The following is a 13,308-nucleotide window of genomic DNA, read 5'->3' on the forward strand; positions in this document are numbered from 1 at the left end:
GATGCGTTTCATCATGGCTGCAGGAATACACAGCCCACATCAACCCGGCCTGAGCGCGGTGTTCGGCTCGCATTCATGGAAAAACGGCATGCCTGAAGATTGCCATTTTGTTAGGACAAGGTGACGAGAATGGGAAATCGTGAAATGATACCGTCTCAGCGTGAGGTGCTATTAAGATGAAATACTGGATGACAGGACTCGCATCACTTGCCCTCGCCTGTACGGCTCAAGCCCAAGACGAAGTGGAACAGCCTGATCGTGATGGCTGGCTGATGACGTCGGTCTCGATCGATGATTTGGAGTATATCGTCGAAACGCAAGGGCATGAGGTGGAAGAACTGATTCCAGAGAATGTCGCGGTCATGGCGATGGGCATGAACGGCGTTCGCTTTTTCATGCAAGGAACGGCCTGTAATGCCGAACGCACTTGTCAGGGCTTACACATCTGGATGACATTTGATGGCGCCATATCTTTTGAGCGCGCCAACGAAATCAATTACGAATACGCCGCGATAAGCGCGATCATTAAAGACCGTACGGGATATCAGATCAGCCGCTATATGATCCTCGATCACGGCACGACTATGGCCAATATCAAGTCAAACCTACTGAATACATTGGCCATCGGAGAACAGATCTGGATTTCAGAAGCCCGGCGCGGCGTCTCACGCGCTTTCGCCAGCGCCGAACAGGAGCCCGAAGCATCTGACTTAGAAGCCCTGCCAGAACCAACCGCCCTCGAAGACGAATCAATCGACACCAGCGCGGTTGAAACCGTAGAGCCTGTGGCGCGACTGCAATAGGCTTCGTCAATCCTCGCCGGTTACTTTCCCGCGTAACGACTTCAACGTTGAGCGTTGTTTCTTGCCATCTAAGCGCCGCCGGACGGAGGCTCGGGTCGGTTTGGTTTTAATTCGTTTTCGCGGGGCTTCTGCGACGGATTTGACCATATCGGCGAGCCGTTTGCGGGCGGCCTCGCGATTCAGGCCTTGGGAGCGATGGTCTTTCGCCTCTAAAATCAGCTCGCCATCTTGGGTCAAGCGGGCGCCAAAGCGTTTGCGGAATCGCGCTTTCACAGCTGCCGGAATGGAGCTCGCAACCACGTTCCAGCGCAGCTGCACCGCGGTCGAGACCTTGTTCACATTTTGCCCGCCAGGCCCTGAGGCCCGGATAAACCGCTCCTGCAGCTCCCATTCGGGGATCTGGATCGTTTCGGTCACAAAGACGTGATCGCGCGAGGACATGAAAGCTCCGTTCAGGGTCAATTCAGGCGGCCTATCTAGTTTGGCAATCAAGGCTTGTCACGAACAGCCGAAATTGCGGGCCCTTTTGGGGGCGCCCTAACTCAGAAAGGAGGACGCTGCTATGTCCATCCTCTCAAAACTAAGTTCAAGCGCCGCAGCGATTGCATTGTGCGCCGGATTATTGGCTCCTGTCGCCTTTGCCGATCGGACCGATCGGAACTCGCCTTTCTCTGAGCATACGCATGACGAGCGCGGTGAGCGCATTCGTCCGGAACGATCAGAACGTCGCGACGCCCGCCGTGATCCAAGAGGGGTCGCGCCTCAACGAGATCTCCGCGTCCGTCCGGCGGCGCAGGACCGAGGCGAACTCCGGGGTGGTGAACGCCGCCAAGAAAGACGAGCTGAACGGCGCGGCGACCGCCGCGTTGAACAGCGCCAGGAGCGCCGAGCAGAACGGCGGCAAGAACGCCGCGCTGAGCAACGGCAAGAAAGACGGGCTGAACGTCGCGATGATCGCCGGTTTGAACAGCGACAAGAGCGTCGAGCCGAACGTCGACAAGAACGCCGCGCTGAGCAAAGGCAAGAGCGTCGGGCAGAACGGCGAGAGGATCGCCAGTTCGAACAACGCCAGGACCGTCGCGCTGAACGCCGCCAAGAACGTCGCGTCGAGGATCGCCGGGCCGAGCGACGTGATGATCGCCGATTTGAGCAGCGCCAGGAACGTCGCGCTGAACGGCGACAAGAACGACGCGTAGAAGACCGCCGAGCTGAACGCCGCCAGGAACGCCGCGCAGAGGATCGCCGAGCAGAACGTCGGGCTGATAGACGTCAAGAACGTCGCATCGAGAACCGTCGTGAGAACCGGCAAATCCGCCGGAACTCATATGATCGCGGATATAATCGAGGCTATCGCAATGCGCGAGGCGATTACCGTCATCGGGACCGGCATTACCGCCATCGTGATTATCGCCACAACCGGCACCACAATTACGATCGGTATTATCGTAATCACCGCAACTTCAATCGGTATTATCGCCAGCATCACAATGGCTACCACTATCGGAACAAGTATCGTCGGCACAATTTCCGGCATTACTCGCCGCGCGCCCATTATTGGGGAGGACACCGTCCCTTCTATTATTACTCGCGGCCAACCTTCCGGTATGTGTATGATCGCCACTATGTGCCGAGCTACTATATTGGCGGCCATTACGGTTACCACACGAATACGATCATCATTGGAGACTATGATTATTGGGGTCTTTATGACCCGCCACACGGCTATCACTGGGTCCATGACTATGATAGCGGCGATGCGGTGCTCGCCTCAGTTGCGACCGGAGCCATTATCGGTCTCGTGATCGGCGCCCTGGCCAATTAGGTCCAATCCAGCGCCAAGGCGCACTCAAATCGAAAACACCCGCTGATCCAGGTCCGCGGGTGTTTTCTTGACGCAAAAATCAAATTTTTATGTCGGGACGCCGACATTCACCTTTCATTAGGCATGACTCATGCTTAATTGGAATTGTCCGGAGAACGCGAATGAGCACCGGACATAGTCGTTCAACAGCTGAAAGGAGGTGATCCAATGTCAAGTGAGAAACCAGGAACGGTGATTGGATCCGTTTGTGTGAAGGTTTTTTTGGAGCAGCCTCTAAAAACGCCGTAGCACAGTCTTAAGGCTGCCTATGTTGAACGCAGCCAAGGATTCAAGAGCCAACCGGCTCACGGACCCCAGCCGAGACCCGGCTGGGGTTTTCCTTTTTTGGGCCATCAATAATCAGCGACCGTCTATACAGCCCGATGAGCGCTTGACCATTTTTGTCCCCGATCAGACAGTGAGGTCATGCGCGCCTTAATTTCCGTCTCTTTGCTCACCCTCGCCGCCTGCTCGCAGACAGGTCTCCCGCCCGAACCGGAAAACCTGTGCGAACAGCCTGATGCGAGATGCGTCAGCGCGCCGGTCCGCGATGTCCTGGCGGTTGATGGCGACACGTTTGAGCTGCAACGCCTTACCGATCGCGGCACCGAACGCATCCGCCTGCGCTTGATCGGTTGGGACAGTCCCGAGACAGGTAATAGCGCCGGGTGTGCCGCCGAAGATGCGCTCGGCCAACACGTTGAAGCCCGCGCCAAAGAGCTGTTCACAGACGCCCAAACCCTCACCTTCAAGCCCGAAGGCACTGACCGGTTCGGTCGCACTCGCGCCCACGTCTATCTCGATGGCACCCATATTGGCTGGCTGCTCGCGAAAGACGGGCTGTCCAAACCCTGGCTCAGCGAAACCGTCAAACCCACTTGGTGCGATTGAGTTGCGCGCCAAACACGAGACCGAAATGACATTACGGCAACTTGCCGGATCGGCCCAAGCTTTGCTTGTATGTCTTTATGCACGCCCACGAAGCTCAATTTAGGCCAGACCGGACCTGGTTTTTTACCCTCAACCTTGCGGATGAGGACAGTTCCCTTTTGACTCGGCACGCCCAGTTTCTGGGCGAGAGCGCGCGCGATGTGGAAGGGCTGTACCCGTTTGAGACGATCGCAACGGTCATCCTTCCCAATCACATGCATATGATCTGGACCTTGCCGGAGGATGATCTCGATTATGATCGGCGCATTTCCTATTTGCAGTCCGGATTCACGCGGCGGGTCGCAGATTCTTTGAGTGATGCTGACAAGGCCCGCCAAAAGGCACCGATGAAGCCGCTCTGGCACCGCCGCTATTGGGATTATAAGATCCGCGACCTGGTCGATTTGGAACGCCATATCGGTTACATGCACGGCAATCCAGTTAAACACGGGCTGGTCAGCCATCCTGACAAATGGCGCTATTCGACTTGGCACAAATTCCGAGATGATGGCTTCCTCTTATGGACGAATAAGCCGCTCGGGTCCGCAGGCGAGCCCTAGCTCGACCCAATGCCGCACGCCGCGACGGCAGGTTTGCTCAGCGCTTCCAATTCGGGCGCATCTTGTTGTAAGTCGGCGCATAGACACATTTCCCAACCAAGAAGGCCGACCCTATGCCCGCTATTTCAATGACCCCACAGAACGTTTCAGATTATATCGCTCAGGCCGGTCGCGACGCATGGGTGGTGCCGGATGTGCCTGAAAACACGCCGCGTCGTAAGATTGAAAAAGTCGGCGTCATCGGTGCTGGCACAATGGGCGGCGGCATTTCTATGAATTTCGCCACCGCGGGTATTTCGGTGACCATTCTGGAACGCCAGCAAGAAGCGCTTGATCGCGGGCTCGGTGTCGTGCGCGGGCATTATCAGCGCAGCGCCGACAAAGGCCGTTTCCCAGTTGAAGAAGTTGAGGAGCGTATGGGCCGTCTCAATGGCACGCTCAGCATGGAAGACTTCGCTGATTGCGATCTGATCATCGAGGCTGTGTTCGAGGACATGGATCTCAAAAAGCAGATCTTCACTGATCTCGACCGCATCGCCAAGCCGGGCGCCATCCTCGCGACCAATACGTCAGCGCTGAATATTGATGAGATTGCCAGTGTCACCAAGCGCCCGGAAGATGTCATCGGGCTGCACTTCTTCTCGCCGGCCAATGTTATGAAACTGCTCGAAATCGTGCGCGCCGATCACACCGCAGATGATGTGATTGCGACCAGTATGGATCTCGCCAAGACAATCAACAAAGTCGCGACGCTTGTCGGCGTTTGCCCAGGCTTTGTTGGCAACCGCATCCTGTTCGCGCGTCAAGCGCAGGCTCAGAAGCTCGTCTATCAAGGCGCCATGCCTTGGGATGTCGATGCCGCGCTTAACACGTTTGGCTTCCGGATGGGGCCATATCAAATGTCAGACCTGGCGGGCCTCGACATTGGCTGGAAGAAAGGCGCGACGACAGCCAACCCGATCCGCGACGCGCTATGCGAGCTCGACCGGCGCGGTCAGAAAACTGGCGCGGGTTATTATGATTATGATGAGAACCGCCGTCCTATTCCGTCTGATGTGACGGCGAAAATCATTGCTGACGTCACCGGCGTTGCCCCCGGCGGCGCGCCTGGCCAAGACGAGATTATCGCGACCTGCATCCATCCAATGATCAATGAAGGCTTGAAAATCCTCGAAGAGAAAAAGGCACAGCGCGCCTCGGATATCGATATTGTCTGGCTCAACGGCTATGGCTGGCCGGCCGATAAAGGCGGCCCAATGCTATATGGCGACATGGTTGGCGCAGAAGCTGTTCTGGCGACGATGGAAAAACTTGGCGCTGATGATGACCGGTTCGCGCCGTGTGACACGCTGAAAAAGCTCGCCGCTGAAGGTGGCCGGTTCATCGACGTACAGCCTGGCTGATGACTAGCTGATGACAAGTCCCGCAACCCCGTTTCCTGGCGAATATGATTATATCATCGCTGGGGCTGGGTCGGCGGGTTGCGTGGTCGCCAATCGGCTTTCAGCGGATCCCAAAATCAAAGTCTTGCTGCTCGAAGCGGGCGGCAAAGACAATTGGATTTGGTTCCACATTCCGGTCGGCTATTTGTTCGCGATTGGCAATCCGCGCTCCGATTGGATGTTCGAGACCACGGCGCAGCCAGGTCTGAATGGTCGAAAGCTCAACTATCCGCGCGGCAAAGTCCTAGGCGGGTCCTCTGCGATCAATGCGATGATCACCATGCGGGGCCAGGCGGCGGATTATGATCATTGGCGCGACCTGGGCCTGCCCGGATGGAGCTGGGACCAGGTCTTGCCGGTCTTTCGCGACCTCGACGATCACTTCCTCGGCGCCAGCGATATGCACGGCGCTGGCGGCGACTGGCGGGTCGAACCGCCGCGCATAAGCTGGGACATCTTAGACGCCGTCGGCGATGCGGCCGCAGAAATGGGCATCCCGAAAACGCCAGACTTCAATACCGGCGACAATGAAGGCGCAGGCTACTTCCATGTGAACCAAAAGAAGGGGCGGCGCTGGTCCGCAGCGCGGGGCTTTCTAAAACCCGCCGCGAACCGTCCTAATCTGCGGGTCGAGACCGGCGCCCTGATCGACAAAGTCGTGCTCGAGGGCGGTCGCGCGACAGGTTTGGAATTTGTCCAGAACGGCCAGCGCCAGATCGCTCGCGCCAAAGCAGAGGTCATCCTGTGCGCCGGTTCGATTGGCAGCGTGCAAATCCTACAACGCTCCGGGATTGGCCCAGCGGTGGTATTGCGTGACGCGGGCATCACGCCGCAACACGATCTGCCGGGTGTCGGCGCCAATCTGCAAGACCATCTGCAACAGCGCGCGATCTATAAAGTCGCTAATACGGTGACGCTGAACCAAACCTATTATTCCCTATTCGGTAAAGCCAAGATGGGGCTCGACTATCTGTTCCGGCGCCGGGGCCCGCTGACCATGGCGCCGTCGCAATTGGGCATCTTCACCCGTTCCTCACCAGAGCAGACCCGCGCCAATATTCAATTCCATGTCCAGCCGCTATCGCTGGATAAGTTTGGCGATCCTTTGCACCGCTTCCCCGCGATTACCGTCGCTGCCTGCAATTTGCGGCCAACGTCCCGAGGCAGCATTCGGATCAGCGGCCCTGGGCTCGACGCGCCGCCCATCATCGATCCCAATTATCTCGATACCGAAGAGGATCGCCAAATCGCTGCCGACGCGATTCGGGTCACGCGCAAATTGATGGCCCAGCCCGCTTTGCAAGCGTTTCAGCCAAGCGAGCATCTCCCCGGCCCGGATTATCCCGATACAGATCTCGCGCGCGCCGCTGGCGATATCGGCACCACCATCTTCCATCCGGTTGGCACAGCCAAGATGGGTACAGACAGAGATCCAATGGCGGTTGTGAACGCGAATCTGCAAGTGCGCGGGATTGATTGTCTGCGGATCATGGACGCTTCGGTGATGCCGACAATCACATCAGGCAACACCAATACACCAACAATTATGATCGCCGCGAAGGGCGCCCATTTACTTTCCTCAAAGTCACCATAATTCCCGCTATGTGTGCGATGTGGAATCGATTCTAGGAGACGCTCATAATGTGGCGGAAGACACTTCTTCTTTTGGGGTTCAATCTGTGCGCGGCCGCGCAGGCAACTGAGCTGCATACGCGCGGCTGGATCGAGCATGCCCGGATTATGCCGGACCGCTTACTCATGACCGCAAAGCTCGATAGCGGCGCCAAGACGACCTCCATCCACGCAGAAATCTTGACCAATGTCCCAGATGTCGACTCGATGTCACCGGAAGCTTTGGCAGAGTTTCTCAACGAGTCAGAAGACGCCGCGATGGAAATGATGGGCACCAAAATGGTGAATGGCGAAGCGCCGGATGATCCGCCTGCGGCAGAAATCGCACCGATCTCCGCCGCTGAAATGCAAGACATGATGCCGGAGACGATCACTTTCCGGCTGACCAGCCGCGGCGGCAAAGAACGGATCTATACCGCGCCTGTCTCGCGCTGGGTGTCGATCCGCCGGCGCGGCGGGGGATCTTTCGTCCGGCCTGTCGTGATGATGGAGCTTTGTATTGCCGGGCGACGGGTGAACGGTGAAGTCAATTTGGCGGATCGATCTGGCTTCAATTATCCGCTTCTGATCGGGCGCAATATGCTAGGCGATGCCGCGATCACCGTGGACTCGCGTCAGATATTTGCGTCTAAGAAAGCATGTCCACCCGCCAAAGATTGATCGTCACCTCGGGCCTGCCCGGTTCGGGCAAAAGCACGATTGCCGAAGGGCTCGCCAAAGCCCTCCCGGCGGCGATTCTCTCCGTTGATCCAATTGAAGCGGCGATGTGGCGCTCCGGGCTCGACCCGGCCAAGACTGGAATTGCCGCCTATCGGGTGGCTGAAACCCTCGCGCGCGAGAACCTAGCGCAAGGCCTGTCAGTGATTGTCGACGCGGTGAACCCGGTCGACGAAGCACGAGCGATGTGGCGGGATCTCTCGCAGCAGCACGCCGTGTGTCTGAAAGTCGTCGAAGTGATTTGTTCGGATGAAGCGATCCATAAGCAACGGATCGAAGCCCGCGTTCGGAATATTGAAGGCATGCCCGAAATTAGCTGGGAGCGCGTGATCCAGCGAAAAGCTGAATTTACGCCCTGGGCGGAGGATCGATTGGTGCTCGATTCCGCGACTAAACCTGCTGACGCCTTGATCGAAACAGCGGCTCAGTACTGCCTGGCACCGCCTGGACAAACGGCCACAGGGACGCGCTGATACGGACCGCTTAGATCAGCACCAATGCGTTTTTGGACCTATCTCCGATTGCTGCTGCTGATTGCAGCGAGCCTTGGTTATTTTGCCAATGGCGCCCAAGCGCATGTCCGTATCACGCCTGGCGAAACGGTCAGTCTACTCATGTGCTCCACCGGTTCGAACCGGACGCTCGAGATGGAGATCCCCGGCGCGCCCGCTGAAGAAACCCAAGGCACGTCTTGTGGTGATTGCGCTGCTCCCGCGGCCCTCGCCCCGCCTGCGGTCGCCCGAGTAGAGTTCCGGCAAGTCTTCGCTGAGCCGCTGCCTAGTCAGATGCCTGTGCCGGTCTCGCCGCGCTCCCCGCTTTGGCCTGGCGCCCCGCCACATGGCCCACCTCTTTCCCTCAAAGCTTAGATAATTTCCCAATCCTTGGCGCAACCTGCGCCCACTAGCTTTGTGAGTAAAACCAATGAAACTCAAACTCTTTGCGAGCGCAGCCCTGCTGTGCGCCGCCCTGCCCGCGTCTGCCCATGAAGGCGATGGCGGCAATGTCACCTATGCGTCAGACCACGCGCCGATTGGCGTGATGGCCGACCACCGCCACAAGAAAGGCGAATGGATGACGTCCTATCGCTACATGTATATGGATATGTCCGGAAATCGCGACGGCACCGATAGCCTGTCGCCGGAAGAGATTGTCACTGGCGTCGCGAACCCGTTTGCCAATCCGCCGATGATGCCGCCAACCCTGCGCGTCGTTCCAACCAATATGCCGATGCAGATGCACATGGTCGGCGGCATGTACGGTCTCACCGATCGTGTCACGCTGATGGCCATGGGCATGTATCTGTCCAGCGAGATGGACCATATCACCTTCCAAGGGCCAATGGGCGCGACCCGGCTCAGCCAGTTCACAACCGAGACCGAAGGGTTTGGCGACACAACGATTGGCGCGATTATTGGGCTCGATGACGGGTCTTATGAGCACCGCCAGATCAATCTCGGCCTCGCGCTCTCGCTGCCGACAGGATCGATTGAAGAAACTGATCAAATCCTGACGCCAATGGGCACCACACCAAGCCCGCGTCTGCCTTATCCGATGCAACTTGGGTCCGGCAGCTTTGATCTCAAACCGTCGCTGACCGCGTTCTCGCGCACCGGGAAATGGAATTATGGCGGACAGGCCTCTGCTATCATTCGCTTGGATGAGAATGATGAAGGCTACACGCTCGGCGATCGGATCGAAGCGACCGGTTGGATCGCTTATGAACCTGCCCCCTGGATCTCATTTTCAGGCCGGTTGAAAGCTGCCAGTGTCGGTCAGATTGCCGGTACGGACGCGCTGGTCCGCGCACCGGTGCAAACCGCTGACCCCGATAATCATGGCGGCGAAACGCTCGAAGCGCTGGTTGGGATTAATCTTGCCGGCCAGTCCGGATGGCAAAAGGGACATCGTCTGGCCGCGGAAATCGGACTGCCTGTCCATCGCGATCTGAACGGACCGCAGCTCGAGACCGACTTGATCTTCACTCTGGGATGGCAAAAAGCATTTTAAGCCTCGGTCAGATCAAAGGAGTTTCGGCCTCTTTGGTCTGACCAATTGACCCGACGGAATGGCGTGCTACGTTAACTCAGAGACGTTCGGCTGCAATCGTAATCGAACTGGGGACGAAATGCGCGTACACATAGATGAAGTTCCGCAAGTGGTGATTGGTACGAAAGGGCTCGATTTCGAGGTCGGTCACTTTGTTAAATCTGTGCCACGCATGCACCTAGAAGACGACAAGATCGTCTATTACAGCCCAGACCGCCCAAGCCTAGAAGTAAGCAATGCACGATCGGTTTTCTGGCACGCCTTCACCGTCGGCCTGAACCTCTATGAGAGCACGGGTCTTGAGGATGACATCGTTGTGTTCAATCCCAAAGATCCGAGTGAATCTTCTCAATGGCCAAAGCAAATCTTCTACGCCACCGCCGAAATCGGGTTTGCCTTATATAGCGAATTGGACGCTAAACACTCAAACGTCGCCTATTTCCAACCCAAAGCTAAAACGCATAAAATCGACGATGCGGATGGCGAGGTCTGGCTCGAAATTCATGTTGAATTCCGCGCAGGGCCCGGACAAACTGTGATTGGGCAGCGCCGCCGCATCAACAAAAATACCGGCGAAATCGAGTATGGTCAGACCTTCGTGCAACCCATCGATGTCGCCATCAATAGTTATGAAGAGCTCGGCAAGGCCATCGAAGATGTGCTGAATCCAAAGCCCGACCAAAAGAAAATCGTGAAGATGCCGATTCACGAAGAACAATAGCGGAGCGGAGTCCAGTTCCAAAAAATGTGATTGAATAACATTGCAAATACAGCCCCTTTGCAATATGCAACAAGACAAATCTGAATCGATAGAGTCGCGTGACCCTCCCGAGAGACTGAGATGAGCAAAAAGAACCCGACCAATCACCTTCGAGCTTGGCGAGAGTTCCGGGGTTTTACCCAAGAAAGCCTCGCCGAGAGCATTGGCACGACGGCGGCGGTCATCTCATTGCTTGAAAACGGTCAGCGCGGCCTCTCAGCCAGCTGGCTCGACCGGCTCGCGCGCCCCCTGCAAACATCGCCAGGCTTTTTACTCGACCATCACCCAGGCGATTTAACCGCTGAGTTGCTCGACCTGTGGGCCAGCATTCCAAGCGAAAACCAGCCCAAAGCCATCAAAGCCTTGCGGTCTCTTTCAAAGAAAAAGACCGGAACCTAATTCAGTTTCGATACTACGCGCCGAGCTCTCGTTCGAATAGAGCGAGCATCCGTCCCCATGCCCGCGCTGAGAGCTCAGGATCATGCGCCCGAGAATCTGTCGGCACCCAGCCATGCATGGCGTCTGCATAGACTTCGATTTCAGCAGGAATACCAGCCGCAGCAAAAGCTGAGATCAGCTCGCCTTGGGCCTCTGGCTCACGCTCGTGATCATTCTCAGCGATTGCGATCAAGGCGCCGCCTTGCATCTGTTCCACCAATTTGTGCGGACTGTCCGGCTCTTCCGTAACCAAGCCGCCGCCATGGAAGGAGGCCGGCGCTTTCACGCGACTCGGAACCGCGGCGGCCGCGCGCAGAGTCCAAGAGCCGGTCATACAGAAGCCGATAGCGCCTATGCCGCGACCTGTATCCACCGCCGCTTGTGCATCTAGCCAAGCTACGATCGCAGCGGAATCGGTAATCACCTTGGCCGGCGTCAGCGACTCATAATGCGGCTGCACTTTCGCCCACCCCCCTTCACTCCGAATGGTTTCGCCATCGCCAAACAAGCGGCCTGAATGCGTGCGGTAATAGGGATTGGCCGCCAGCACACTGTAGCCCGCGCCAGCGAGGCTGCGTGCCATATCAAAGAAGGCTGGTCGAACGCCGTGAATATCCGGCCACATGATGACGGCCGCATGTGCACCTTCGACGGGGTGAATGAACAACGCGTCGACTTCGCCATCTGGCGTCGGCACACGGACTTCAGATTCGGTAATCGTCCCAGGCGCAGGCGGCGGTGTCGCACAAGCCGAGAGCGCGAGACCACTGGCAGCAAGTGTCGCTGACGCGCCAACCGTAAACCCGCGCCGCGTCATCGCCCGGCGTTTCAGATAAGCCTCAAGTTCGCGTTCGGTCGTGTCATCGCACATCGTTTTATCCTTCGCTCTGAATCTCGTTCCTAGCCCCAACACATGACACAGATGCCCACCGCTTCAAGTTAAACGCAAGTTGGGACAACGCGGCTAACGCCCTGAACCAGCTCTAAGCCGCCACCATTTCGCCTGGGAAGAGCTCGGTGGTGACGGTGTCTTGGCCCATTTTGCTATAGCGCGGTCCCGCGATTGCTTCTGGGGCAAAGTGAGCATCCAAGGCCGCGACATCTTCCTCGGACAAGACAACGTCATTCGCCCCGAAATTATCTTCCAAATGCGCCAGGCTTTTAGTGCCCGGAATGGACACAACGGACGGCCCTTTTGCGAGCCCCCAAGCAATGGCGAGTTGCGGTAAACTACAGCCAAGCCGTTCAGCCATATCGCGCGCCAGCGGCATCAGTTTCATATTTTCAGAGAAATGCGGCTCGGCCAGGCGTGGGAAGAAAGCGCGGCGCATATCGCCTTCCCAGTAATTGTCTGGATCCTGCGGGATCTGCGAGAACATGCCCCGCCCGACAGGTGAAAAGGCGACCAGGGTCGTACCGAGATCGATACAGGTCTGATGCACGGCGATCTCAGGATTACGCGCAATCAAGGAGTATTCCGACTGCATCGCCGCGATGGGATGAATGGCTGCTGCTTTACGCAGCATATCAGCTGACATTTCAGAGAGACCAATCGTCTTGATCTTTCCCGCCTCGACCAGTTCGGCCATAGCACCAATCGAGTCTTCTAGCGGCACATTCCGATCCGGGCGGTGCATGTAATACAAGTCAATCACATCAGTTTGCAGACGTTTCAGGCTGGCATCACACGCCGCTTTGATCTTTTCGGGCCGCGCGTCCAAGACCCGGCGCCCATCTTCAAATCCGAGCACACATTTGCTGGCAAGAACAAACGCATCGCGGCGGTGTTTGAGGAATTTTCCAATCCGCCGCTCGCTTTCGCCCATGCCGTAAATCGTCGCCGTATCGAGGAAATTATACCCAAGATCCAGCGCGCGATTGAGCAATCTGTCAGACGCATCCTCCTCGATCGGCGCATTGTAGGCGTGCATCATGTTCATACAGCCAAGACCAACGGGATTGACGCTAAAGGGTCCGACATTTCGGTTCTGCATATAAAGGGCTCCAAGTGAGTGTACGGCCTCGGCCTAGCATGTGGATTGGGGTTCGTTAATCGACATTTCGCGCGCGGTTTCGATACGTTTACAACCCTGCCGAGCCGCTTCTCTTGTGCGCACCT

General features: G+C 57.1%; 16 protein-coding genes. 13 read left to right on the forward strand and 3 right to left on the reverse strand.

Annotated features, from left to right (window positions below; genetic code table 11):
* Positions 1–188 precede the first annotated feature (188 nt).
* Positions 189–803, forward strand: a complete 615-nt coding sequence (locus MY069_RS03940) for a type III secretion system chaperone family protein (RefSeq protein WP_482795772.1) — start codon at positions 189–191, stop codon at positions 801–803.
* 6 nt (positions 804–809) lie between these two features.
* Here the strand turns inward: MY069_RS03940 and arfB are convergent, their stop codons facing one another.
* Positions 810–1,244: an alternative ribosome rescue aminoacyl-tRNA hydrolase ArfB gene (gene arfB, locus MY069_RS03945; protein WP_482795773.1), complete on the reverse strand. Its 435-nt coding sequence runs from the start codon at positions 1,242–1,244 to the stop codon at positions 810–812.
* Between the two features lie 242 nt (positions 1,245–1,486).
* Here arfB and MY069_RS03950 point away from each other — a divergent pair, with 242 nt between their 5' ends.
* The 12 genes from MY069_RS03950 to MY069_RS04005 all read left to right on the forward strand — a co-directional run bounded on the left by MY069_RS03950 (position 1,487) and on the right by MY069_RS04005 (position 11,150).
* The gene (locus tag MY069_RS03950) at positions 1,487–1,999 is read left to right on the forward strand and encodes a hypothetical protein (RefSeq protein WP_482795774.1); all 513 of its coding nucleotides are present in this window, start codon (positions 1,487–1,489) and stop codon (positions 1,997–1,999) included.
* Positions 2,000–2,427: 428 nt separating this feature from the next.
* Positions 2,428–2,625, forward strand: a complete 198-nt coding sequence (locus MY069_RS03955) for an RcnB family protein (RefSeq protein WP_482795775.1) — start codon at positions 2,428–2,430, stop codon at positions 2,623–2,625.
* A gap of 465 nt (positions 2,626–3,090) precedes the next feature.
* Entirely contained in the window at positions 3,091–3,555 is a 465-nt protein-coding gene (locus MY069_RS03960) for a thermonuclease family protein (protein WP_482795776.1), read from the forward strand.
* 77 nt (positions 3,556–3,632) lie between these two features.
* Positions 3,633–4,154, forward strand: coding sequence for an REP-associated tyrosine transposase (locus MY069_RS03965; RefSeq protein ID WP_482795777.1), 522 nt, complete (start codon positions 3,633–3,635; stop codon positions 4,152–4,154).
* Between the two features lie 113 nt (positions 4,155–4,267).
* The gene (locus tag MY069_RS03970) at positions 4,268–5,557 is read left to right on the forward strand and encodes a 3-hydroxyacyl-CoA dehydrogenase (protein ID WP_482795778.1); all 1,290 of its coding nucleotides are present in this window, start codon (positions 4,268–4,270) and stop codon (positions 5,555–5,557) included.
* A gap of 10 nt (positions 5,558–5,567) precedes the next feature.
* Entirely contained in the window at positions 5,568–7,190 is a 1,623-nt protein-coding gene (locus tag MY069_RS03975; RefSeq protein ID WP_482795779.1) for a GMC family oxidoreductase, read from the forward strand.
* Positions 7,191–7,237: 47 nt separating this feature from the next.
* Entirely contained in the window at positions 7,238–7,888 is a 651-nt protein-coding gene (locus MY069_RS03980; protein WP_482795780.1) for a putative ATP-dependent zinc protease, read from the forward strand.
* Positions 7,867–8,418 (forward strand): P-loop nucleotide/nucleoside kinase family protein, encoded by a 552-nt coding sequence (locus tag MY069_RS03985; RefSeq protein ID WP_482795781.1) that lies wholly within the window; start codon positions 7,867–7,869, stop codon positions 8,416–8,418. The genes MY069_RS03980 and MY069_RS03985 overlap by 22 nt, the downstream gene beginning before the upstream one ends.
* A gap of 24 nt (positions 8,419–8,442) precedes the next feature.
* Positions 8,443–8,811 (forward strand): hypothetical protein, encoded by a 369-nt coding sequence (locus MY069_RS03990; protein ID WP_482795782.1) that lies wholly within the window; start codon positions 8,443–8,445, stop codon positions 8,809–8,811.
* A gap of 55 nt (positions 8,812–8,866) precedes the next feature.
* A complete protein-coding gene (locus MY069_RS03995) occupies positions 8,867–9,952 on the forward strand; it encodes a transporter family protein (protein ID WP_482795783.1) in 1,086 nt (361 codons plus the stop codon).
* Positions 9,953–10,070: 118 nt separating this feature from the next.
* Positions 10,071–10,712 (forward strand): hypothetical protein, encoded by a 642-nt coding sequence (locus MY069_RS04000; RefSeq protein WP_482795784.1) that lies wholly within the window; start codon positions 10,071–10,073, stop codon positions 10,710–10,712.
* A 120-nt stretch (positions 10,713–10,832) separates the two neighbouring features.
* Positions 10,833–11,150 (forward strand): helix-turn-helix domain-containing protein, encoded by a 318-nt coding sequence (locus tag MY069_RS04005; protein WP_482795785.1) that lies wholly within the window; start codon positions 10,833–10,835, stop codon positions 11,148–11,150.
* A 13-nt stretch (positions 11,151–11,163) separates the two neighbouring features.
* On the opposite strand, the gene MY069_RS04010 is transcribed toward MY069_RS04005, so the two are convergent.
* Together MY069_RS04010 and MY069_RS04015 are read right to left on the reverse strand one after the other, a co-directional pair.
* Entirely contained in the window at positions 11,164–12,060 is an 897-nt protein-coding gene (locus MY069_RS04010) for a dienelactone hydrolase family protein (RefSeq protein WP_482795786.1), read from the reverse strand.
* A gap of 112 nt (positions 12,061–12,172) precedes the next feature.
* Complete coding sequence (locus MY069_RS04015) at positions 12,173–13,183, reverse strand: aldo/keto reductase (protein ID WP_482795787.1); 1,011 nt, start codon at positions 13,181–13,183, stop codon at positions 12,173–12,175.
* Positions 13,184–13,308 lie beyond the last annotated feature (125 nt).

The sequence above is a fragment of the Hyphomonas sp. ske169 genome (assembly GCF_056850855.1).

Bases quoted from the DNA above. Each gene is read 5' to 3' on its own strand.
- MY069_RS03940 (WP_482795772.1), top strand. From the start codon at position 189: ATGACAGGACTCGCATCACTTGCCCTCGCCTGTACGGCTCAAGCCCAA.
- arfB (WP_482795773.1), bottom strand. From the start codon at position 1,244: ATGTCCTCGCGCGATCACGTCTTTGTGACCGAAACGATCCAGATCCCC.
- MY069_RS03950 (WP_482795774.1), top strand. From the start codon at position 1,487: ATGACGAGCGCGGTGAGCGCATTCGTCCGGAACGATCAGAACGTCGCG.
- MY069_RS03960 (WP_482795776.1), top strand. From the start codon at position 3,091: ATGCGCGCCTTAATTTCCGTCTCTTTGCTCACCCTCGCCGCCTGCTCG.
- MY069_RS03965 (WP_482795777.1), top strand. From the start codon at position 3,633: ATGCACGCCCACGAAGCTCAATTTAGGCCAGACCGGACCTGGTTTTTT.
- MY069_RS03970 (WP_482795778.1), top strand. From the start codon at position 4,268: ATGCCCGCTATTTCAATGACCCCACAGAACGTTTCAGATTATATCGCT.
- MY069_RS03975 (WP_482795779.1), top strand. From the start codon at position 5,568: ATGACAAGTCCCGCAACCCCGTTTCCTGGCGAATATGATTATATCATC.
- MY069_RS03980 (WP_482795780.1), top strand. From the start codon at position 7,238: ATGTGGCGGAAGACACTTCTTCTTTTGGGGTTCAATCTGTGCGCGGCC.
- MY069_RS03985 (WP_482795781.1), top strand. From the start codon at position 7,867: ATGTCCACCCGCCAAAGATTGATCGTCACCTCGGGCCTGCCCGGTTCG.
- MY069_RS03990 (WP_482795782.1), top strand. From the start codon at position 8,443: ATGCGTTTTTGGACCTATCTCCGATTGCTGCTGCTGATTGCAGCGAGC.
- MY069_RS03995 (WP_482795783.1), top strand. From the start codon at position 8,867: ATGAAACTCAAACTCTTTGCGAGCGCAGCCCTGCTGTGCGCCGCCCTG.
- MY069_RS04000 (WP_482795784.1), top strand. From the start codon at position 10,071: ATGCGCGTACACATAGATGAAGTTCCGCAAGTGGTGATTGGTACGAAA.
- MY069_RS04005 (WP_482795785.1), top strand. From the start codon at position 10,833: ATGAGCAAAAAGAACCCGACCAATCACCTTCGAGCTTGGCGAGAGTTC.
- MY069_RS04010 (WP_482795786.1), bottom strand. From the start codon at position 12,060: ATGTGCGATGACACGACCGAACGCGAACTTGAGGCTTATCTGAAACGC.
- MY069_RS04015 (WP_482795787.1), bottom strand. From the start codon at position 13,183: ATGCAGAACCGAAATGTCGGACCCTTTAGCGTCAATCCCGTTGGTCTT.